We start from the raw sequence: 23,787 nt of genomic DNA, 5'->3' as shown, positions 1-23,787 counted from the left end.
TAATTATTTATTCGATTCTGTGTCATTTGTTATTTCTTCTTTGTCATTTGGTTTTTTATATTCTTTTTTTATACCGTTGCTTTTGTCATCGTATCTTTTAGCCCCTGGTTTTCTGTCGAAGCTTCTTTGTGGTTTTTTTTCTTCTTTGTATTTTGACATATCTGTTTTTGCTAGCTTAGTTGACTGAATATATTTTTTTTCATTTTCAGTATTTATCACTAATTCCCTTACCACATTTTTATCTATTCTTGAGATTCTTTGGAACTCTAAAATATTAGATGAGTCTGTTTCAACAATTAAAACAGTATAGTGTCCTTTTTTCTTTTTGTTTATTTCAAAAGCAAAGTCTTTTAATCCTCAGTCTTCTGACTCTAGGATTTTCCCACCGTTACTTGTCAACACATCATGTAATTTTTTCTGTGTTGCTTTAACATCGGTAGTATCTTGATCTAAAATATACATTATTTCGTATTTTCTAATCATGTATAATTCTCCTTATGGTCTATTGGCCTAAAAAAGGCAAGGAGTTAATTAAAATTAACTCGCAAACTTATTATAAACTAAAAAAAAGAGTTTGTCATAAAATAAACTCTAATTTTAATGGGTCTAACTGGATGGTTTCAAATCCTTCATAAAAGTTATTTTGACATTATCAACATCACCATTGATAAATTTTATTTTCGGTTTATCGTCAAAGTCTTCTATTGCTTGACAGTCATCTGCTCAATTTATATTAATATTTTTGTATGCTTCTTTGATTAAATGTGTATCAAAGCCTTGTGGAGTTTGAGTTAGTAAATAATTTTCTCTATTTAAGGTTTTCACATTGTCATCCACTATCTTTTTTAAACAATCAACAATTTTTATTGTAGGTATCACAACTGAATGAACGTTAAGGCAATTGATAATTTCTTCAATCATCTCTTTTTTAACAAAGGGCCTTGCTCCGTCATGGATTAAGACTTTTTCGTTAGTTACCTTTTCTAATCCTTGCGCGACTGAGAGTGTCCTTGTTGCGCCACCTTTAACAAAAATTAATTTTTGCTTAACTTTTTCTACGATCTTTAAAGCCAAATCATTGTTGCATACAACAATGATTTCAGTAATTTGTGCTATATTCAAGAAACATTTGATAGTTTTGCAAACTAAAATATCCTTATCAATTTGTGAAAGCAGTTTGTTTTCTCCAAACCTTACACTTTTACCATTTGCTACTATTACTAAACTAACCATTTAAACTCCTTGAATATAAATTTCCATATATGTTTTAGTTTTTATAAAATTTTAATGTTGTTGATTTCGCAATATTGAAGAAACTTTTTATTTCATAGAGAAGATTGGACTTCGCCTATGTGTTGCTTTTCTAAAAGAGTCATAATATAACGATTTATAAAAATCCCACCAGTTATTGTCAAAGGGAGTTTGTTAGATTTGATTAAGTGATGATAAAATGTCTGGGTTTTATTGTTTTCTTTCAAGATAGTGCTTTGGGACTTCAACGTTTCTCTATCAACTTGATACGATACATATCCCATACTAGTTACTTTTTCACAACTTTTGTTGTATACATATAATTTAGAATAACTATTAAAATCATAGACATCTTCAGAGAATTGGGTATTTTTTTGTTGATTTAATGTTTTCTCAACATAATTTTGGAGTACAAAACTGCCATTATCTTTCCCGAACTTTGAAAGTCGCTCTTTAAATGTCAAAAGAGGGTACAAAGCTTTAAGTTTTTTATGTGATATAAAAGTTAATTTTTCTCCGAGATGGTTTTTACCGAGTGAGTTATACTTTGAAGAACAAGCTAAATCTATTTCAACTAAAGCTTTATAAACTTTAATTAAAACGCTGTTGATCTCTTCAATACTATAATCAAGTTTTACAATCTCAAACCCTAGTTCGTCATAAACTACCGAGTTCATATTGTCGATAACAGTGTCACGAGTAACTGTTGAAAAGTTTGTTATTATGCCTTGATTATTTTCAACTAAACCGTTGTTCATCAAGAAATATCTTCTTCATTTGTTATTTGATTGCAATAATTCACCATACATTTTTTCAGAAGATACATCAAAGTCGATTGGTCTTTTTGTTTGTTGGAAATCATCGTTTAGCCAAAGAATTTTATCAGTTACAAGCCCACTTCTGACTTTTATTAGGTCAAAATCAAGTTTTAGCCTACTTTCCAACTCGTTTGTAACAAACTCGATTCCTTCAATTGTTTCTAACTCGTTCAATTTAGATGTGTAACCTAGTGTTATCCCATACTTCATTTTTATGACCTCGGTTTCATTTGTGGAAATAGCAAGACGTCTTTAATAGAATCTGACCCAGTTAATAACATAACAAGTCTATCAATACCTATACCAATCCCACCGGTTGGTGGTAGACCATATTCTAACGCTTCAACAAAATCAATATCCATTTCTGTTGCTTCATCGTTACCGGCGTCAGCCTCTTTCAACTGATCTAAAAACCTTTCGTATTGGTCTATTGGATTATTCAACTCAGAAAATGCATTTGCATATTCTCTTCCTATTATAAATAATTCGAATCTATCAGTAAATCTAGGATCTTTTGCATTTGATTTTGAAAGTGGTGAAATTTCTTTTGGGTGTCCGTAAATAAATGTTGGTTCAACAATTGTGCTTTCAACAAACTCTTCGAAGAACAAGTTTATTATATGACCCACTGAGAAGTGATGTTTTTCAACTTTTATACCTTTTTCCGTTGCAAGTTTTTTAGCTTCTTCATAAGAGATGGCCTCTCAAAAATTAACACCACATACATCATTAATTGCATCTACCATATGTCATCTTTTAAAAGGTTTTCCTAAATCTATATCAAAACCGCCATAAGATAGATTTGTTTTACCTAATACACTTAAGGCACATTCTTTAAAAATTTCTTCACAAAGTTCCATAACGAACTCCATATTTTGATATGCTACATAAATTTCAATTGAGGTGAATTCTGGATTATGCCTTGTACTTGTACCTTCATTTCTAAATAATCTACCTATTTCATATACACCCTCAAAACCACCAACAATACATCTTTTTAAATGTAGTTCAGTGGCTATTCTAAGGTAAAAATCATTTTCTAATGCATTATAAAAAGTTTTGAAAGGCTTTGCAGCAGCACCTCCACTTTGGGGGTGCAAAATTGGGGTCTCTACTTCTATATATCCTTTTTTATCTAGTGTATTTTGTATTGTTCTAATGGTTTTATTTCTCGAAATAAATGTTTTTTTTGTTTCAGGATTCATTATAAGGTCTACATATCTCCTGCGATATTTTTCCTCAATATCACTTATACCAGAGTGTTTATCAGGCAATGGTTTAAGAGCTTTTGTCAGTAAAACATATTTTTTTACCCTGATTGTCAACTCACCGTGATCAGTTTTCATAATGCTTCCTTCTATTCCGATGATATCTCCGAGATCTAAATTTCTAAATAAAGGAAAGTCTTCTTCTCCTAACTCATCTTGTCTAGCATAAAATTGGATGAACCCATCTTGGTCTTGTATATTACCAAATATAGCTTTTTTTCCAGCTTCTCTAAATAGTCTGATTCTTCCAGCAACTTTTATAACTTTCCCTTCATGATTTTTCAACTCATCTTTAGAAAATTTATCAAACTCTGCAAATAAATCAACAATTTTGTAACTTCTTTGATATTGGTTCTCTATAAATGGGTCTTTACCCATGTCCACTAATTCTTGATATTTTTTTCTACGTACTAATTCCTGTTCAGTGAATTGTCGTTCATTATTATCTTGCATATTAAAACCTCTAACTTTCATATAAATTAAATATATTATATATATCTTTTAATACAACTATTTCAGTTGCCATTTTTTTCATTTCTAATACTACAGGGCGTTTTTCCAAGACAGCTAAGTATCATAATAATTGCTTACGCATTTCTCTAATGCCAAGTTCTTCTCCACGCATATCTATTAATAAGTTTGCGTGTCTCAGAACAGTTTCTTTTCATTCTTCATAAGATGGTTTCGGAAGTTCTTCACCAGTATCGATATAGTGTTGTATCTCTCTAAATACTCATGGGTTACCTTGTGCCGCTCTGGCTATCATGATTCCGTCGCAACCAGTCTCATCCAACATTTTTTTGGCTGTTGGTCCGTCAACAACATCACCATTGCCAATTACAGGAATAGAAACACTTTCCTTGACTTTTTTAATTCAAGACCAGTCTGCTTTTCCTGTAAAGAATTGGTTTCTTGTTCTTCCATGCACAGCTATTGCACTAGCACCATTTTTTTCCGCAATCTTGGCTAGTTCAACTACATTTTTGCTTGTTTCATCCCAACCAATTCTCATCTTGACTGTTACTGGCTTTGTGGTATTTTCTACAACAGCTTTAATTACTTCCCCAACTTTATCTTCATATTTCAATAGGTTTGCGCCCGCTTGGCTTCTAACAGCTACTTTAGGAGCTGGACAACCCATGTTGATATCAATTACATCACAGGTAGAATACTCTTCAACTATTTTTGCAGCTTCAACAAATGAATTAACATCAAAACCAAATATTTGCAATGATATTGGATGTTCCAAATCTGAGACTTCAATCATTGTTTTAGTTTTTTTATTATTGTGAACTAAACCTTCTGTACTAACCATTTCTGCGTAAACTAATGCAGCTCCTTTTTCCTTACAAATTATTCTAAAAGCAGCATTTGTTGTACCGGCCATAGGTCCTAAAAAAATGCTGCCCTTAATTTCTAGATTTTTAATTTTCATTATCCTACACATACTCCATTTAAATATAAAAAGTTATTTACCTCATTGAATTGTACATAAATATTATCTGAGTAATTTGAGAAATTTTCTTGAATATGCTTCGCTAGCAATTCTTGCTTTAGCGGTCTACCTATTCAATCAACCTTCACTAAAATAGCATTTTCTTGACGAGAATCACCTATAAGTTTATAAGGTTCAAACCAAAAAACAATTTTCTTTACGTTTGCATTTATAAGTTTTCCTATTTCATCTACTTTATTATAGTATTCTCGCACCTTTTCTTCTGGTACTCCCCTAAAACTAAATATTGGCATAATTAATCCCCACCTTTACAAATATAATTATATATATATTTCTATTATTTTAAAGAAACTATTTCCTAATTGGTTATAAAAAAAAAAAAAAAACCTTGTAGGTTTTAAGATCAATCAATCTCTGAAGGTTTTTTAGGATTTGGATTTTGCCGTATTTCATCAATCAATCCATTACGTACATGGATAACGGTGTCACCAATTTCACTTATGTTTGGGTTGTGAGTAACAACAATAACTGTAGTATTGTACTTGTTTTTTACATCTACAAGAATGTCCAACACTTTTCGTCCCATTTCCTCATCAAGTGCTCCTGTTGGCTCATCACCAAAAAGAATTTCAGGATTTTTTGCTAATGCCCTTGCGATGGAAACTCTTTGCTGTTGTCCACCAGACATTTGATGAGGATATTTGTTCATTTGTTCTTCCATACCAATTGTTTTAAATATATCTTCAATTGACATACTTCCCTCTTTGTTTTTACTTAAATTCTCTCCGACTTCAGCGTTCTCTTTTGCTGTTAGGTTAGAAAGTAAATTATACTGTTGGAAAATAAAACCAACATTTTCCCTTCTAAATTTAGTCAAATGAGAGTCTTTTAATAATGTTAAGTTACTTCCTAAAACGAAAACATCTCCTTCGTTTGCTTTATCAAGACCAGAGATTGTGTTAAGCAATGTGGTCTTACCAGATCCAGAAGGACCTAAAATAACTATAAACTTTCCTCTCTCTAATTTAAGATTTATACCCCTTAAAACTGGTGTTAACATATCTCCAGTTACGTATCATTTTTTTACGTTAACTAATTCAGTAACATACTTAGAAGTTTGTGGCTCGACACCAGTCGTTGAAATTATTGAACCTTTTAAGATTTCTTTTGAGTATCTAGAAGTCAATTGTTTTTGTACTTTTATTCTTTGTTTGAAACCTTTAACCCCTTCATCAGTATTTTCAGGAGCATCGATTATTTTAAACTCACGTTCTTGAACTAATGGTTTAATATTTTCTCTGCTCTTGCTTTTTTTTTCTTTTGAATTCGGTTCCGAAGACTTTTGTAATTCTTTGTTGTTATCTTTATTATTCATTTTAGACATCCTTCCTTGAGAATTATATAGCGTCACTAAAATTTTAACATAATTACACAAGTAAGTTTTCTAATTCTTTTGGATTAACGTTATACTTTTTTTTACAAAAATCACAAATAACTTCAATAACTTCTCCTTCCGTATAAGCTTTTTTCAATTCTTCCACTCCTAATAACTTAACTGACTCCATAACTTTACTTAAGTTACAAGTACATTCAAATCTGAGTTTAGCGATATCCAGTACTTTGCTGTCGTCACATATGTCCTTTAAAAGCGCCTCATAATTGGTTGAAGCTACAAGAGTATTTATAAGATGACTCAAACTTCCTATTTTTTCTTCGATGTAATCAATTGTTTCATCACTATATCCAGGTAAAAGTTGTAACATTATTCCACATGCTTTTTTAATAGTACCATCATCATTTAATTCTACACTTGTGGTTATGAGTGACTTGATTTGATCACTTTGTTGCAAATAATACATAAAATCCATATTGATTTCACTGGAAATCAACTCTACTCTTGAGGTATATGGTTCTTTTGTATTCAGCTCTCTTGTTACTTGTAAAAACCCATTTGTTCCTACAACTTGAGATAAGGCGCTACCCTCACCTTCTTGAACTTTTTCAATATCGAAGTTAGGTTTCTCAATGTATCCCCTAATAGTGTTATTTTGAAACTCTGCTATTATTGTTCCTCCGAGCCCCATCCCATTTATGTTTGTTGATACTTTGTCGCCATCTTTTACACTAAGACTGACAAGAGCGTTAGCGATCAATGTTCTTCCTAGAGCTACCGATGCTAAGGGATTTGTTTTTTGTAAAACCGTAATTTCAGCTAACGATTCGGTAATATCTACTACCGACATTTTAATATTATTTTTTTCACTTATTGCTCTTATTTGCATATCCATAGTTAATTTCTCCTACTATATAATTTTACACATACTAGTTTGAAATAAAAAACCCTTCCGGGTTTATTATTTTTCTTCGTCTGGTTCAAACTCTAAGATTTCGCCAGATTCTTTTTTTGCTTCTTCTTTTTCTTTTCTTTCTTTTTCAAGAATTACTTCTTTCGGAAGCTTATTATTTTTATTTATATATTCAATTTGTTCTGCTGTAATTGTTTCTAAAATACGTAGTGATTCAGCGATTAGTTCTAACAAATCTCTATATTCATTAATTGTTTTGAAAGCTACGTTATAGCACTCAATTAAAATTTTGTCTATTTCAGTATCAATTTTATAAGCCACTTCATCTGAGTATATCCCTTTGGTTTGACCGTATGATTCTTCTTGCATTGTTAAATATTTCGTTAGACCAAGTGAAGACATACCAAACTGAGTAACCATTCTTCTTGCAATGTTTGTAGCTTTATCTAAATCATCGTGGGCCCCTGTTGTTATATTATCTTTACCAAAAATAATTTCTTCAGCAGCTCTACCACCTAGATAACCTGCAATCGATGCAAATAGATCCTCTTTTGAAGAAAAGTTTGACTCGTCTTTAGGTGTCATAATTGTGTAGCCACCGGCATTACCACGTGGTATTATAGTTACCTTTTGAACTTTTGACGCCGCTGACAATTTTAGACCGATTAGAGCATGTCCTGCTTCATGGTAAGAAACCACTTGTTTATCTTGTAATGTCATTGCTCTTGATTTTTTAGCAGGACCTCCAACAACTCTATCTATTGCTTCATCGATATCGTTTAAAGTTATCATTTTTCTTTTATCCCTAACAACTAAAATAGCAGCTTCATTCAAAACGTTTTCTAGTTGCGCACCAGAGAATCCTGGTGTTCTTTCAGCAACTCTTTTTCAATTTATTTCAGGTGAAACAGATTTGTTTTTTGCATGAAGTTTTAAAATTTCTTCACGTTCTCTAATATCTGGTAATGATATTTGAATAGTTCTGTCGAATCTTCCTGGTCTTAGTAACGCAGGATCTAAGACATCAACTCTGTTAGTTGCTGCCATAACAATTACACCCGAGTTAGTGTCGAAACCATCTAATTCAACCAATAGTTGGTTTAATGTTTGTTCTGTAGTTCCTGTTCCCATAGATGAGTTACGTTTTCTACCTACTGCATCTATTTCATCAATGAAAATTATACAAGGTGCAGCTTTTTTTGCGTCACTAAATAAGTCCCTAACTCTACTTGCACCTAAACCTACAAACATCTCCTCAAACTCCGAACCAGCCATAGAGAAAAATGCAACCCCAGCCTCGCCGGCAACAGCTTTAGCAAGTAAGGTTTTACCTGTTCCTGGTGGCCCTTCCATAAGAACCCCTTTTGGTATCCGTGCACCCATTTGTGCATACTTATTTGGGTTTTTTAAATAATCAACTAACTCAACGAGTTCTTGTTTTTCTTCGTTAATACCTGCGACATTAGCAAATTTTACATCTGATTTTGTTTCACGGGGGCGTTGTTTTTTTCCACCAAACATTCCGCCACCCATTCCGCCTTTTGACATTGAATTGAACATTCAAATGTAAAAAACTATAAGGATTATCATAGGTAAGAAGCTTGTTACTAGAGACATTCAAGAAGATCCAGCTTCAACGATTCATCTTATACCATTAAAGGCGGATACTTGACTAAACTGTTCTTCATTCATGACAGTATAGAACTTGTGTTTTGCACCATCGAGTCAATACCAGCCATTAACAGCAATTCAACCGTTATTAAATTTTTGGGCAGTGGTTGCATCTTTATCAATAAGGTCACCAAGGCTTAGTCTATTGAATTCTTCTCACGTTAATACCTGAGATGTACTTTTTTGTAACAAATAGACAGAAACCCCAAGAATAACGATAGCTGCTAAAAACAGAAACCATAGTCAAAATGTTTTTTTGTTTTTCATATATTCACCATTTTCTAAGTTTTCGATATAATTTTATCATTATAAACAAAATAGTTTTAAAGTTTTTCATTTAATAAAAGCATGTTATCTTTAATTACCAACCCAACCCTATTTCTTTTCAAATATGAGATTTTGTTATCCTTATAATATTTAGATAACTTTTTATTTTTGTAAAAGACTTTGTCTTTAAAAGTTTTTCAATCGTTTGTTATTATAAGGTTTTCACCTATTTTATGCTTGTCTAATATGGTTTTAATTTCTTTTATATTTGAAAAGTAAGACATGTCGCTTTGAGCATTATTGTTTTTTAAAGTTATGGTTTGTCATTCATTGTCTTTTAGCAGGTATATCAGATTGTAATCTTTGATTAGAGAATAACCACCCAAACTGATTTTCAGGAAGGTTTTGTTGCTAAGCAATTGTTTAATCAATTCTTTAAGAGTGGCTTTTTTTCGTGTGAAAAGCAAGCTACCAACATCTTTACTCTTAAAATACTCAAATACGAGTCTTTGATTATACTCGAAAACATTGGATAAATCTTTAACTGATAAAAATCCTTTTTCCAACGTTTTACGGATTTTTTTATCTCATATTTTTAATTGTTTATTTTTATTTTTCTTTTCTTTTAAAAGCCTTCTAAAATCATTTTCCATAAGACTTTTTCTAACTTTATTTCTAGTAAACATTGAATTTTCATTTGTACTATCAATTGCGTAAGCGATTTTATTTTTAATTAGGTATTTCATGATTCTTGATTTTTTTATATTTAAAATGGGTCTATATATAGGAGTACTCTTATAATAACTCAATTTCTCTATACCATAGTGGTTAGGAAGAGAGTTCTTCTGTAATTGCATTAAAAAGGTTTCCACATCGTCATTCTGATTATGCGCAATCAAAATGACATCAGCGAGTTGTTGACTAACTAATTCACAAAAGTACTCATATCTCACTTCTCTAGCTCAAGCTTCAAAATTAACACTTAATCTTTTGTAATCAACAAGGACTTCTTTAACAAATAGTTTTATGTTATACTTTTCGCAAATTTTTATGCAAATATTTTTATCAACTGACGAGTCTTCTCGATAGTTATAATTTACATGGCAAGCAATTAAGTTATTTTTTGGTATCTTGTTTTTGATCTTATTCAACAAATAAACGCTATCTGGTCCACCAGAGAGTCCTATCAAAAACTTTTTATTCTGAAATTTTCTCATTAGTTTCACCAAACATTTTAATAACTTCTTCAGTGTATGAACCATCTGGGTTATGCACATAAAGTGGTTCTAATATTGTAATTCCTTGATTACCATCATTTATTGCTGTCAACAATACTTTTTTTGCAATCCCACCTTTTTTAGAATAAACAATCCTTAATGTTTTTAAAGAGAAATTATGTTGTTTTAAAGAAACAACTATTTCCTCTAACCTTTCAGCTAAATGTATCATAACAAGTGTTCCTCCGTTTTTTAGGGCCACTTTAGCTGAGTATATCGTTTCATCTAGAGTCAGTGAAGTTTCGTGTCTTGCAGGAATTAAATGCTCACTTTTTTTGTTAAGTTTTGATCCATCATCCACTTTAAAGAATGGCGGGTTAGAGTATACGACATCAAAAAAGTTATTCTTATTCTTTACATATTCTCTTAAATCACATTCAATAATGCTAACCCTATGTTCTAAGTTATTCAGAAGCATATTTTTTTTAGCTAAGTTACACGCTTCTTTTTGAATTTCTAAACCTCAAATTCTACAATCAGAAATCCTTGAAATTAACAAAGGTATAATGCCATTATTGGTCCCAAAATCAGCAATAAATTTAACTTTTTTGTTAGGTTTATAATAATTTGATAGAAGTACTGAATCAAGCGAGAACGAAAACATCTTTGTGTTTTGTATTATCTTTAAGTCTTTAAAACCTAACACATTATTTAGAACTTCCACTAGATTACCTCACTTATACTAATCAAAAGATCCTCTATCGCCAAAAAATGACTACCGCCTTTTTGAATTATTCTAATCAGATCTAGTGCTTTTTCAGCAATCGAAGGAAAACCTTTTATTAACAAATAATTATACAGAACTTCGAGTATGTCTAAAACTTCCTCTTTATCTTGCTTTTTCAGAACCTGACCATAGAGTAATATTTTTTGTTTTTGTTTTTTATCTATAAGTATTGTTAAATTATTACTTTTTGAATACTCTTTTTTACAAGTATTCAACGTTAAAAACTTACACCTTGACCTTATGGTTTGTAGAATTGCATTTCTGTCTATGGTTAAAAATATTGCAAACGTGTTTTTTGTTGGTTCTTCTAAGAACTTCAAGATTGCATTTGCTGCTTGTAAGTTTAAATTTTCAGCATTTTTTACAATATATATTCTTTTATCATTTTGTTCAATGTTGCTAGTGTTAAATTCTCTTATCATAGCTGAAACTGATGTTTTCTTTATTTCAGTGTTAGCATCGCCTAATTCAACAACGTTTGATAATAAGTTTTTATTCGCCTTAACACATCAAGCACAGTCATCAAAACTTAAAGAGTTATTTTCACAAACTAACATTCTTGATAGTTCGTGTGCACATTCATTTAATAGTTTCTGATTATCACCAGAAACAATTATTGCTTGGTACATTATTTTTTTTAAAAGTAATTCATTTACATACCCATAAACACCATTTAATTCCATTACTTTTTCATTCTTTCATTTATCGCGTTAGCAACAAGAAAATCAACTTGTTGTAATACTTCATTAATTTGTTTTCTTGAGTCTACAACTTTTATGCGATCTGAGTTTTCTGATATTAGCATTTGATAACCTTCATAAACTGCCTCATGAAACTTCTGATCTTCTTGTTCTAACCTATCCACGGTTCTTTTTCTATTGATCAATCGTATTTGCGCTTCTTTTGGAGTGATATCAAAAAATATTGTTAAATCTGGTTTTGTAGAACCTAATACTATATTTTGTAACTCGTCAACGTCTGCCATTCCAATATTTCTTCCACAACCTTGATATGCTGATGTTGAGTCCATAAACCTGTCACAAATAACGATAATCCCTTTTTTTAATGCGGGTATTATTATGGTATCTAAGTGTTGCTTTCTTGCCGCAACATAGAGAAGTGTTTCTGTTCAAGGAGTAATTTTTGCTTCTGGATCCAAGATTATTTTTCTAATATTCTCAGACATAGGTTCTCCACCCGGTTCTCTTGTCAATAGTACCTGGTAACCTTTTTGCAGTAATTTATCCTTAATCATTTTTGATATTGTGGTTTTTCCAGAACCATCAATTCCTTCTAGTGAAATAAATAACATATTAATTCCCTCATTTCTGTTAAACTTTTTTTCTGTTTTTTATAGCATCATTAAGTGTTTCATTATCGATATAATCTAACATACCACCTAGTGGTATACCCCTAGCAATCCTTGAGACTTTATTCGCTTTACTTTTTATGGCATTGGCTATGTAATTAGATGTGACTTCTCCGTTGAATGTTAAATTCAATGCTAACAATACTTCTACTTCTGGATTAATTCTAACAAATAATTCTTTCAAAGTTAAATTTTCTGGAAACCTATTTTTGTTTACGTTGATTTCCCCTTTAAGAACATGAATAACTCCTCTAAAATCACTATGTAATATTCTTTGTGCATCTAAAACAGAAGACACCACACACAATATATTTTTGTTTCTTGAACTGTCATCACAAAAAGCACAACGGTTCTTATATTTGAAATAATAGCACCTTTCGCATTCGACATAATCAGTCTCAATCGATTTGATAACATTATCTATAGAAATCAAACTTTCTTTATTGGATATTAAATCAACAAGAATTTTCTCCGCACTTTTTTTCCCTATTCCATCTATTTTTTTTAACAATTCAATAAGTGTTTCCATATACTAATCAACTACCTTTATGTTATCAACGCCAAGAATCTCTTTTGCTTTACTATAAAACTCGTTCTCGTTATTGATGTCATCTTTTGTTTTTACCACTTGTTCGTAAAACTCCTCGACAGACTGATTCGGAACATTAACATTAAAAACACCGTTTTGCTTTCTAAATAGATATTCGTTCTTAATATGTTTCCACCTAGTTTTTTCAACAGCTAATATTTTTGTTTCTAATTGAAATAAATCGAATATCATTTTTCTAAAATCTTTTTTCTGTAACTTATTGTTGATTAAACGAGCTATAGACCTGTCTTCACATAGTATTATAAGACCCTTATCGTTTGCAGCAGATAATTTTGTATTATAAAAGCATATAAACTTTTGAGTGTAACTCCAACCCATTTTTTCATCAAACACAGAGTAGAGCAAGTCAGATAACTTTGTACGTGTATTTTTATCAGCACCAATCAATATTGATATTATTAAATCATCACTAAAGTCGATAACATCAGAAGTTCTCGGTTCTTCAAGTAATAATTTCATTTGTGCCTTTAAAAGATTTTCTTCCGAGTAAACAAACTCGCTATCATTAAGATTTGATTCATCATCGATGTTTTCGTGATTTTCAATATGTTTAATATCCGCATAAGAATCTATATCAGGTTTCAATGTGCTAACTACATCATTTAAATTTTGATTAACGTTATTTTCACCGCTTATCAAATCATTATTGAAAATTATATTCATCTCCTGTTTGTCTAAATTTGGAAAAGTATCTTCTTTAACCTCTATAGTTTTTGTCTCATTGGACGACGAATATTTGTTTGTTTCTTGTGGATTGATGTTTGTAGCTATTCTTAAGACGCTTATCAAAATATATTGAAAGCTTATGGATGAGTTTTTTGATTTAGAAAATGCATTAATTAGACTTTCTACAATTTCAAATAAAGTTTCTTTATTTATATATTTCAAAGTTTCAATTTCTTCTATACTTAATATTTTCAAAACCCCTAAGTTATTTGTTAATTTATATTCTATAATTTCTTTCAATAGATCAATTAAACCAAGTACAAGCGTTTGAAAATCTACACCAGCTTCATTTGCACTATTGAAATATTTAATAATTACGGTATTCTCATTATTTAATATTGCCTTAATCAAATCTAATTTCTCTTTTTTTGTAGAAATGTAAAAGATTTTTTTTAGCTCTTCTACTGAAATAACTTCACCAGATATTGTCATCGCTTGTTCCAAATAATTCAACGCATCCCTTAAAGAACCCTCGGACATATAAAAAATTTCATCAAGCGTCTCTTCTGTGATTTGTTTTTTTTCGTTGAAGCAAATCTCTTTAATTTTGTTTTTTAGTGCTTCTTTTTTTATACTTTTAAAATTAAAAAGTTGGCAACGAGATATTATAGTTGCGGGTATTTTCGATAATTCAGTAGTTGCTAAAACAAATAACACATGCTTAGGTGGTTCTTCCAACGTTTTAAGTAATGCGTTAAAAGCTGAGTTCGTAAGCATGTGAACTTCGTCAATTATATAAACTTTATATTTAGAGAAGGTCGGAAGTGTTGTAGTATTTGTTTTTAAATTTCTTATTTCATCAACACCATTATTTGATGCAGCATCCATCTCGAATATGTCTGCATGAGAGTTTTTGTTAAATTCTAAACAACTTAGACAATTTTCGCATGGATTATAATCTATTAGGTTTTGGCAATTTACAACCTTAGCAAATATTTTTGCTACAGAAGTTTTACCCGTACCTCTTTGACCAGAAAAAAGTAAAGCATGAGGAAAGTTATTAGATCTAATTTGTGATATTAAAATCTCTTTGACTCCATCGTGACCTGCAACTTGATCAAAATTAATTGGTCTATAAAGTCTATATAACGCTTTTTTATTTTCCATAACAACACCCTTAAATACTAATTTTTTCTTAAATCTTGGAAGAACGATACTAACATGTTTTCAAGAACTTTACATCTTTCCTTATTTTCTAATTTTATCATTTTTAATTTTGTTTTTAGATTTTCATAGTCACATTTTTTATTATTTAAGTAATAATAAACTTCTTTTATATTAGATTGCTCCATTGCAGCTATACACATAAAACAAGGTTGTAAACTAACAACCATTTTATATTCACTCATATTTTTAGACTTTTGACGTAGAAAACATTTATTTATAACTTTTATCTCAGCATGCCCTGCTATATCTTTGTTTTTTTCCCTCACATTACGTGCCTTAAACTCCACTTTATTGTCTCTTATTAACAAAGCAGCCACTGGTACATCATTCGTATTAAGACATTTATTAAGTTCTTTTAAGAGAATATTAAAGTAATCATCAAACATAAATTACTCCTTTGAGATAAAAAAAGTCAATGTACAAGGCACTAGATTCTTATGGCTGCTATCTTCCGATCCTGACCAACTTCGAACGTCACCCTTACAATGACAATTTTATAGTATCACATAATTTTTATAAATTATAAAAATATTTATTTTATAGTTTCAAAGAATGTTTCACGTGAAACAAAATATGAGAATGTTTCACGTGAAACATCAATTTATTGGGTAATAAATTCATCTCCATTGAAATACGGTTTTAATACTTCAGGTAGAATTAATTTTTGACCATCGTAATAATTTTCCAAAATAGCCGCAAATAATCTATCAATCGCTAGACCAGAACCGTTAAGTGTGTGAACATACTTTGTTTTTCCTTCTTTGTCTCTATATTTAGCTTTCATTCTTCTTGCTTGAAAGTCCCCACAGTTAGAACAAGATGATATTTCCCTATATTTATTTTGGTTTGGAAATCAAACCTCAAGATCATATGTTTTTTTAGATGAGAAGCCGATATCTCCCCCACAAAGTTCAACAACTCTGTATGGTATATTAAATAATTTAAGGCAATCCTCGGCATCAGTTACCATTTTTTCAAGTTCTATAAATGAGGAGGTCTCGTCTGTTATTTTAACCATCTCTACTTTATTAAACTGATGTAGTCTAATCATCCCTTTTGTATCTCTTCCTGCGCTCCCCGCTTCTCTTCTAAAACATTGAGAGAATGAGGTAAGGTAGATCGGCAGATCGGTAGATTTCAAAGTTTCGTTACGAACAAGGTTAGTCAATGGAACTTCAGATGTTGGAATGAGATATTTATCATCTATTTTATATGCATCATCCTCAAACTTAGGAAGTTGTCCTGTTCCAAACATGATTTCTTTATTTACTAGGAGAGGAACTGATATTTCTTTATATCCATTTTTAGTATGTCTAGTTAGTAATACGTCAGCTATCGCTCTTACCATCTTTGAACCCTTACCTGTATAAACTAAAAATCTAGCTCCTGATAACTTACTACCTAATTCAAAATCTACAAGATTCAGCTTTGTTGCTATATCTCAATGAGCTTCACCATCTTTTTTTAACCCTAGTCCTGGTCATGTTCTGACCTCTAAATTGTCTTCGTCACTAACTCCCAAAGGTATATTCTCATTAGGAATATTAGGTATTTCTAACAAACAGTTATTTAGTTCATCCACAATTTTTTTGAAATCGGATTCTCTACTCTCGATAAATTCATTAATTTTTAGTACTTCATTTTTCAAGTCAACAATACTTTGGTTCCTTTTTACTAAATCTCCATAAGTCTTTGTAATTTGATTTTTTTTAGCTTTCTTTTCTTCTATAACCTTGATAAGTTCTTTTCTTTCTTCATTCAACTTAAGTACTTTTTTTAACACACCTTCATAGTTTCCTTGTCGCTTGTTTAGACTTTGTAAAACAAGTTCATAGTTATCTTCAATAAACTTAATATCTATCATTCTTTTATTCTCCTTTACTTCACTCCAAAGAAGTGGCGGTAATATATTCACCATCATCAAGATCGAATCCAATTACCCCAATAGAGTTTCGAGATTGAAGATTAATATCTTTGGCATTGATTTTAATAATTTTTCCTTTTGAAGATACCATCAAAATTTTGTCAGAATCTCTGACAGCTAAGATAGATTTAAACTTACCTGTTTTATCGTTCAATTTCATACCAACAACACCTTTTGCTCCTCTTCCCAATGAAGTATACTCTGATATTAAGGTTTTTTTCATGATACCTAGTTCTGAAATGGTTGCTATACTATCATTACCATAATCGGTTACAGCAGTCATAACAACATCATCTTTATCTAATGACATTCCTTTAACTCCTCTAGATGATCTCGACATTGGTCTAAAGTCATTTTCTGATACTCTGATGATTTTTCCTTTTTGCGACGCTATAAGAATATTATTTGTACCAGAAGTAGCAACCACAGAAACTAATTGATCACCCTTATCCAAAATGATGGCTATTTTTCCAAAGTTATTAATTTTATCAAATAAATCTACTGGAACTCTTTTCACAACTCCGTTTTTTGTAACAAAGACTAAAAATTTATATTTAGACTTGTTGTTTTTTAAACATAGAATTGTTGTAACCTTCTCCGAAGTGTTTATCCCTATAAAGTTAATGATTGGTAAACCTCTTGCTGTTCTTGAGAATTGCGTTATATTATAACCCTTTGTTTTATATACCTTACCCTCGTTCGAGAAAAAAAGTATGTTATCCTTAGTTTTTCCTATTTTAGAGATAACAATGTTATCTTCAGGTAGTGAATTTATTATCATACCTTTACCACCTCTTTTTTGAGTTTTTAATTCAAATGGGTCTATTCGTCTTAAATAACCTTCTTCAGATAAAGTTAATATCATTTGTGTGTTTTGGATGAGTTCTTCATCGTTGATTTGAGTTTGTTCTTCTTCGATAATTTGAGTTCTACGGTCATCTCCAAAATTTTTTTCGATTTCTTGTAGTTGTTCTACTAAAATTTTTTCTTTCTCTTCCTTAGATTCCAAAATTATTTTTAATTCTTGAAGTCTTTTTTCAATGTTGTTAATATCTTTCTCTATTTTCTCTCTTTCAAGACCAACTAATCTTTGCAAACGCATATCCAAAATAGCCTTGGCTTGTTTTTCATCAAAACCAAACGCTTTGTTCAATTCCTCGTAAGCTTCATTGGTACTTTTAGATTCTCTAATTATAGTTATAACTCTATCAATATTATCTAGTGTTTTTTTGATAGCTATTAAAATATGTAACTTAGCATCAAGTTTTTTTTGTTCCTATATCGAGCGTTTTGTTATTATATCTATTTGATGATTTACATAATACTTAATTATTTCTTTTATATTAAGCACTACAGGAATCCCATTATTTAAAGATAACATATTAATTGCGAAGTTTGTTTGCAAACTTGTATATTTATAAAGTCTTTTTATTATCAAATGTGCGTTGGCATTTTGATTAAGTTCTAATACAATTCTAATTCCTTGATAGTTTGATTCATCACGTAAGTCTGTAATACCAGTTATAATTTTGTTTTTGTAAAGTTCTGCTATTTTTTCTACAATTCTCATTTTATTTGTTTGATAAGGAATCTCTTTAATAACTATTCGTTGTTTTTTTTGATTATTTTCAATTTCAATTTTAGCTCTTATTATTAAATTTCCTTTACCTATGCGATAGCCTTCTTTCATACTCTCGCCATTTGTCATTAAAGCTCCTGTTGGAAAGTCAGGCCCTTTGATATATTTTAAAATCTCTTCGATCGAGATTTGTTTATTTTCAATATAAGCTACAATTGAGGAAATAACTTCTCTTAGATTATGTGGTGGTATATTTGTTGCCATACCAACTGCTATCCCTGTCGCTCCGTTAACTAAAAGATTCGGAAAATAACCTGTTAAATATTTTGGTTCTTTTTCTGATGCATCGTAATTTTCAATAAACGGAACAGTTTCCATATCAATATCTTTTAACAACATGGTTGATAGTTTTGAAAGTCGAGCTTCAGTATAACGCATTGCTGCAGCTCCATCACCATCAATAGATCCAAAATTTCCATGACCTTCTATTAAAGGATATCTATATGAAAAGTCTTGAGACATTCTTACCATAGCTTCATATACTGATGAGTCACCATGTGGATGATATTTCCCAATAACTTCACCTACTATACGTGCAGATTTTTTATGAGGAGTATCAGAAGTTATTTTTAAGTCATTCATTGCATATATAATTCTTCTATGCACAGGTTTTAGACCATCTTTAAGGTCAGGTAAAGCTCTACTAACTATAACACTCATCGAGTACTCTAAAAAATCTTTTTCTACCTCGTTTTTGATATCAACTTCTATTATTTTTCCATTACCAAAATTGTTAGTCATTAGCCCAACCTCCTTATTATTTAAATATCAATGTTTTCTACAAATTGTGCATTATCTGTAATAAAATTTCTTCTCAACTCTGGATTTTCACCCATTAAACTTGAAAATACTTCATTAGCTAAGAAAGCATCTTCTACTTTGATTTGAAGCATTGTTCTAGTATTTGGGTCCATAGTGGTTTCCCATAATTGTATTGGATCCATTTCTCCTAATCCTTTATATCTTTGAATAACATACTTAGTGTCTTTAAATTCATTATTTTTTAGTATTTCTAATTCACTATCTGAGTATGCATACGCGACTCTTTTTTTGTCATTTTCAATTTTATAAAGTGGTGGTTGAGCAATATAGATGTTTCCATTGAGAATTAAATCTTTCATATATCTGTAGAAAAATGTTAATAGTAACACCCTTATATGTGCCCCATCAACATCAGCATCTGTCATAATTATTATTTTATTGTATCTCAGTTTTGTAATATCAAAGTCTTTTTTGACTCCTACTCCAATAGCTGCAATAATTGATTGTATTTCATTATTTTCAAAAGCTTTCGATTGTTTTACTTTTTCAACATTCAATACTTTACCTTTTAGAGATAAGATTGCTTGATGTTTTCTATTTCTACCGGTTTTTGCAGAACCTCCAGCAGAGTCACCCTCGACTAAATATAATTCAGACTCATTTGCATCTTTAGATTCACAATCAGCAAGTTTACCTGGTAATGAGAAACTATCTATAGTTGTTTTTCGTCTAATGTCTTCACGTGCTCTTTGAGCTGCTTTTCTAGCTTTTTGAGATACAAGTAATTTTTCAATTATTTTTTTTGCGTCTGCAGGGTTTTTCAACAAATACTCTGTAAATCCTTCGACTGCAATATTAGTTACAGCATCTTTTGCATCATTATTTGACAACTTAGATTTGGTTTGACCTTCATAAAGTGGATCAGGATGTTTAACTGATATAATTGCACATAAACCTTCTTTTAAGTCATCTCAAACGAACTTATTTCCTTTGAAGTTTTTAAGTTCATTCACATAATGATTTATCGACCTAATTAATGAGTTTTTAAATCCATCTTCATGTGTTCCACCTTCGGAAGTAAAAATATTATTACAAAATGAGAATACGTTATCGTCATACGAATCATTGTATTGTATTGCAATCTCAGCTTCAATTTTTCCGTAACTACTTGCTATGTAAAAAATTTGATCGTTTATTTTTTCTTTACCACTATTTATTTCTTTTATATAATCCTTTATACCATCTTCAAATATAAAAGTACTTAACTTATCTTTTTCTTGGTCGTATAAAAAAAATTTTAAACCTTTATTCAGAAAAGCTAATTGCTTAATTTTTGATTGTATGGTTTTAAAGTCAAAAAGTATAGTATCCTTAAAAATCTCTGGATCGGGTTTAAACTTTATTATAGTTCCGTTTGTATCAGATGTTCCAATTATTTTCAGCGGTGTTGCTTTAGTGCCACCTTCAGAAAATCTCTGATGATATATTTTACTATCTCGTAGTACCATTGCCTCTACATATACAGAAAGAGCATTAACAACTGACGCTCCTACTCCATGCAAGCCACCTGATATTTTGTAAGTATCTTCATCAAACTTTCCACCTGCATGTAAAACAGTAAATATAGTCTCTAAAGTCGTTTTTTGTGTTTTTGGATGTATATCGATTGGAATTCCTCGACCATTATCTTGAATTATTATTTCATTTTTTTCAGTTAGAATTATTGTAATTTCATTACAATAACCTGCTAATGCTTCATCAACAGCATTATCAAGTATTTCTCAAATTAAATGGTGTAGACCGTTTTTGTTAGTATTACCAATATACATACCAGGTCTTTTTCTTACGGCTTCCAAACCCTCTAAAACTTGGATCTGATTAGCTCCATATTTCTTTTCCATATATTGTACCTGCACTTATCAAATTGATTATAACATTTAAAAACCCCTAAAAATAGCCTAGTTAGAAAACATAGGCAAGATTATTTGACTTAAAGAGTTATCTTCTGAAGATGTGATAACAATAGGTTTTTTAGCATCAATGAAACTAACTTCAACATTCTTAGTTTCAAACGATTTTAGCGATTCAATTAAAAACTTAGAGTTAAAAAAAATGTCCTGTTCATCCAAACCTTTTAATTCAAAGTCTTTGAATTCTTCTTCAAAGCTTCCGATCTGTTGTATATTAGACTTTATATAAATTATTTGTCCTTCTAACTTTAGATTTACTACAATTGAAACATTCTCATCACTCGGTATGTCAGCTCGAGAGATAAGTTTTAAAAACTTTTTATTTTCCACGTAAATTGTACTTGCAAATGTGCTTGGAAAAACAGAGTTAACATTTGGGAACTGACCCTCTAATATTGTTGTTTGTAACACTGTGTTATTAAATAAAAACGAAACATGATTTTCTAAAAGAACTATTTTTACTTTTCCTTTATCCGGAAGTACCTTGATGATTTCCATAACACTCTTATATGGTATATTAGCTTCAAATTTTGAGGTCTTTTCTTCATCTATGAATATTCTTTTTCTTGAAACCCGAAAACCATCGGTTCCAGTCACAAAAAATTGATTATCAATCGCTGAGAAATTTAATCCTCCTAGTACAATTTTTTGATTGTACTCGTTTACTGAAATTATAGTTTGGTTTAAACTTTTTTTAAGTTCAAAGGCACTAAGTTCAATTTGATCACCTTTTTCTCTAAAAGCCAACATTGGGTAATCCTTGTAGTCCAAAATATTTAGAGTAAACTCTGAGTTTTCTCCAGATAACGTCATAATATTGGTTTCTGTTTGGTTTATAGAAATGAATTCATCATCCATTCTTCTTAGTATTTCTAAAAAATACTTACCTCTTATTAAAGAAGTTCCGGTTTCCTTAATAAATAATCCATGTTCACCTACAGATGTTGATGTTTTTATTGAGAGAGAGTTGTTAGTTGACATAAAAGAAACTTTGTCTACTTCAACATCTATTAAAATTCCAATAAGACTAGGTGTTGGAGTTTTTTGATCTATTATTCGGTTACACTTAGTTAACTCTTCTATTAAAAATGAACGATTTATCTTTAAAAACATCTGAAGTCCCCCTTATTAGATTTTATTTATTTATATTATTATTATAGTCTTGATATGTGGATAAACCACAGCATAAGTTAATATTATTATACATAGTTAAAATTTTTATTAACTATAAATAAATGATATTAACATTAAGAAGTTATCTCCTTTTTTATCTTAGTTAAAGTCTTTTTGAAGATTTTGTCTTTTTCTAATAAATCGTTAATTTTTTTAAAAGCATGTAATACAGTAGTGTGGTCTTTACCACCAAAGGCAACCCCGATTTCAGAATAATTTTTTTTCAAAATCTCCCCAGTTAAAAACATAGCTACATGTCTAGCTTTAACGATGTTCGCCATTCGTAATCGAGAGTCTATAGACTTAACCGATATTCCATAATTTTGCGCCACTACGTTTTTTATTTTTTGGACTGTGATTTCTCCACCGGGAGCAAAAGAGTAATCCTCAAGGAATTTATTAATATCCTCCAATTCGATTATTTTTGGTGCAGCCGAGTTATCTTGTATTATTGAAAACTCGATTTTGTTTATAATTCCCTCTATTTTTCTGACATCAGAACCAAAAAAAGAAGCAATATACTTTTTACTCTCTTCAGAAAGGTTTAAATTCACGATTTTCGCCTTATAATCAACGATATTTATAGCGGTTATGATGTCTGGTGTCTCTACTTTCACATTCAAACCTTGTGAAAACCTCGACACCAACCTTTTATCAAAACCATTAAGTTGTTCTGGAAATTTATCAGAAGTTAAAACTATCTGTTTATTATTCTCGATAAAAAAGTTAAAAAGATTAAAGAATATTTCGTTTGTTTTTCCACTATTTGCTAAAAATTGAATGTCATCGATTAGTAATACGTCAATTTTTGAGAGCTTTTCTTTTGTTGATTCAATTTCTTTGAAACCATCTTGTAAGGAATCTACAATTTCTTTTCTAAAATCTGAGGAAGTGTAGTATTTTACAACAAGCTTATTTTTTGTATTTCCTATTTCGTGAGCTATTGCCTTCAATAAGTGGGTCTTTCCTAATCCAGAATCACCATATATAAACAAAGGGTTTCATTTAGTTCCTATATTTTCAACTATAGCTTTTGATGCTTTATACGCGTTCATATTACTTGAACCAAAAATAAAATTCTCGAACATAAAATCTTGACTTTTAAGTTTTTTTCTTTTTTGTTCTATTAATTCAGTAATGTTTAGTTCTTTTTCGTATTCTTCGTTTGTCATTAAAGAAAGATCAACATCATTTTCTAAGAAAAAAGATGCTTTAGAGCGCATGACACTTAAAATATTTTCCAAATACCATTTTGATAGTTCTGTTTTAACTATCACTACCAAATGCTGTTCTGAGAGTCTCCTAAGCATAGCAGTTTTTATATATTCGTCGTATATATTTGGTTCTATCGAGTCTGACTCAATCAACCATTCCTTAATTTTTTTTCATAATTCTTCGTTTGTCAT

The 23,787-nt window shown here is 30.5% G+C and carries 20 protein-coding genes, 1 other RNA gene and 1 pseudogene; all 22 read right to left on the bottom strand.

What is annotated here, in order from left to right:
- Nucleotides 1-3: 3 nt before the first annotated feature.
- Complete coding sequence (gene rpsF, locus SAPIS_RS00105) at nt 4-483, bottom strand: 30S ribosomal protein S6 (protein ID WP_023788803.1); 480 nt, start codon at nt 481-483, stop codon at nt 4-6.
- Between the two features lie 123 nt (nt 484-606).
- Nucleotides 607-1,233, bottom strand: coding sequence for a 2-C-methyl-D-erythritol 4-phosphate cytidylyltransferase (locus SAPIS_RS00100; protein ID WP_023788802.1), 627 nt, complete (start codon nt 1,231-1,233; stop codon nt 607-609).
- Nucleotides 1,234-1,274: 41 nt separating this feature from the next.
- Complete coding sequence (locus SAPIS_RS00095; protein ID WP_023788801.1) at nt 1,275-2,279, bottom strand: class-II aminoacyl-tRNA synthetase family protein; 1,005 nt, start codon at nt 2,277-2,279, stop codon at nt 1,275-1,277.
- Nucleotides 2,280-2,281: 2 nt separating this feature from the next.
- On the bottom strand, nt 2,282-3,790 hold the full coding sequence (gene lysS, locus SAPIS_RS00090; protein WP_023788800.1) for a lysine--tRNA ligase: 1,509 nt from the start codon (nt 3,788-3,790) through the stop codon (nt 2,282-2,284).
- 10 nt (nt 3,791-3,800) lie between these two features.
- The gene (gene dusB, locus SAPIS_RS00085) at nt 3,801-4,772 is read right to left on the bottom strand and encodes a tRNA dihydrouridine synthase DusB (protein ID WP_023788799.1); all 972 of its coding nucleotides are present in this window, start codon (nt 4,770-4,772) and stop codon (nt 3,801-3,803) included.
- Nucleotides 4,772-5,086: a DUF1904 family protein gene (locus SAPIS_RS00080; protein WP_023788798.1), complete on the bottom strand. Its 315-nt coding sequence runs from the start codon at nt 5,084-5,086 to the stop codon at nt 4,772-4,774. The genes dusB and SAPIS_RS00080 overlap by 1 nt, the downstream gene beginning before the upstream one ends.
- A 104-nt stretch (nt 5,087-5,190) precedes the next feature.
- Nucleotides 5,191-6,168 (bottom strand): ABC transporter ATP-binding protein, encoded by a 978-nt coding sequence (locus SAPIS_RS00075; protein WP_023788797.1) that lies wholly within the window; start codon nt 6,166-6,168, stop codon nt 5,191-5,193.
- 52 nt (nt 6,169-6,220) lie between these two features.
- The gene (locus tag SAPIS_RS00070; RefSeq protein ID WP_023788796.1) at nt 6,221-7,081 is read right to left on the bottom strand and encodes an Hsp33 family molecular chaperone HslO; all 861 of its coding nucleotides are present in this window, start codon (nt 7,079-7,081) and stop codon (nt 6,221-6,223) included.
- A gap of 66 nt (nt 7,082-7,147) precedes the next feature.
- Nucleotides 7,148-9,037: an ATP-dependent zinc metalloprotease FtsH gene (ftsH, locus tag SAPIS_RS00065; RefSeq protein ID WP_023788795.1), complete on the bottom strand. Its 1,890-nt coding sequence runs from the start codon at nt 9,035-9,037 to the stop codon at nt 7,148-7,150.
- 56 nt (nt 9,038-9,093) lie between these two features.
- On the bottom strand, nt 9,094-10,254 hold the full coding sequence (gene tilS / locus SAPIS_RS00060) for a tRNA lysidine(34) synthetase TilS (protein ID WP_023788794.1): 1,161 nt from the start codon (nt 10,252-10,254) through the stop codon (nt 9,094-9,096).
- Nucleotides 10,235-10,978, bottom strand: a complete 744-nt coding sequence (locus SAPIS_RS00055; protein WP_023788793.1) for a tRNA1(Val) (adenine(37)-N6)-methyltransferase — start codon at nt 10,976-10,978, stop codon at nt 10,235-10,237. Before SAPIS_RS00055 ends, tilS begins: the two co-directional genes overlap by 20 nt.
- Nucleotides 10,978-11,724: a DNA polymerase III subunit delta' gene (locus tag SAPIS_RS05135; RefSeq protein WP_023788792.1), complete on the bottom strand. Its 747-nt coding sequence runs from the start codon at nt 11,722-11,724 to the stop codon at nt 10,978-10,980. Before SAPIS_RS05135 ends, SAPIS_RS00055 begins: the two co-directional genes overlap by 1 nt.
- A complete protein-coding gene (gene tmk / locus SAPIS_RS00045; RefSeq protein WP_023788791.1) occupies nt 11,724-12,353 on the bottom strand; it encodes a dTMP kinase in 630 nt (209 codons plus the stop codon). Before tmk ends, SAPIS_RS05135 begins: the two co-directional genes overlap by 1 nt.
- Nucleotides 12,354-12,372: 19 nt before the next feature.
- Complete coding sequence (locus SAPIS_RS00040) at nt 12,373-12,939, bottom strand: toprim domain-containing protein (RefSeq protein WP_023788790.1); 567 nt, start codon at nt 12,937-12,939, stop codon at nt 12,373-12,375.
- Between the two features lie 3 nt (nt 12,940-12,942).
- A complete protein-coding gene (dnaX, locus tag SAPIS_RS00035) occupies nt 12,943-14,853 on the bottom strand; it encodes a DNA polymerase III subunit gamma/tau (protein ID WP_023788789.1) in 1,911 nt (636 codons plus the stop codon).
- Nucleotides 14,854-14,870: 17 nt separating this feature from the next.
- On the bottom strand, nt 14,871-15,299 hold the full coding sequence (locus SAPIS_RS00030) for a deaminase (protein WP_023788788.1): 429 nt from the start codon (nt 15,297-15,299) through the stop codon (nt 14,871-14,873).
- A gap of 13 nt (nt 15,300-15,312) precedes the next feature.
- Nucleotides 15,313-15,410: signal recognition particle sRNA small type (gene ffs, locus SAPIS_RS05250), an RNA gene on the bottom strand.
- Nucleotides 15,411-15,514: 104 nt separating this feature from the next.
- A complete protein-coding gene (gene serS / locus SAPIS_RS00025) occupies nt 15,515-16,777 on the bottom strand; it encodes a serine--tRNA ligase (protein ID WP_023788787.1) in 1,263 nt (420 codons plus the stop codon).
- A gap of 4 nt (nt 16,778-16,781) precedes the next feature.
- Nucleotides 16,782-19,217: pseudogene (gene gyrA, locus SAPIS_RS05525) on the bottom strand (DNA gyrase subunit A).
- Nucleotides 19,218-19,237: 20 nt separating this feature from the next.
- Nucleotides 19,238-21,139: a DNA topoisomerase (ATP-hydrolyzing) subunit B gene (gyrB, locus tag SAPIS_RS00015; RefSeq protein ID WP_023788786.1), complete on the bottom strand. Its 1,902-nt coding sequence runs from the start codon at nt 21,137-21,139 to the stop codon at nt 19,238-19,240.
- A gap of 57 nt (nt 21,140-21,196) precedes the next feature.
- Nucleotides 21,197-22,321: a DNA polymerase III subunit beta gene (gene dnaN / locus SAPIS_RS00010; RefSeq protein ID WP_023788785.1), complete on the bottom strand. Its 1,125-nt coding sequence runs from the start codon at nt 22,319-22,321 to the stop codon at nt 21,197-21,199.
- Between the two features lie 134 nt (nt 22,322-22,455).
- Nucleotides 22,456-23,787 carry a chromosomal replication initiator protein DnaA gene (dnaA, locus tag SAPIS_RS00005; protein ID WP_023788784.1) on the bottom strand — a complete coding sequence of 444 codons (1,332 nt, stop codon included), beginning with the start codon at nt 23,785-23,787 and terminating at the stop codon, nt 22,456-22,458.

Origin of the sequence: Spiroplasma apis B31 (assembly GCF_000500935.1) — a bacterium.
Taxonomy (GTDB): Bacteria; Bacillota_I; Bacilli_A; order Mycoplasmatales; family Mycoplasmataceae; genus Spiroplasma_A; species Spiroplasma_A apis.
The sequence above is the reverse complement of the archived record's forward strand: the minus strand, read 5'-3'. Positions and strand labels throughout refer to the sequence as shown.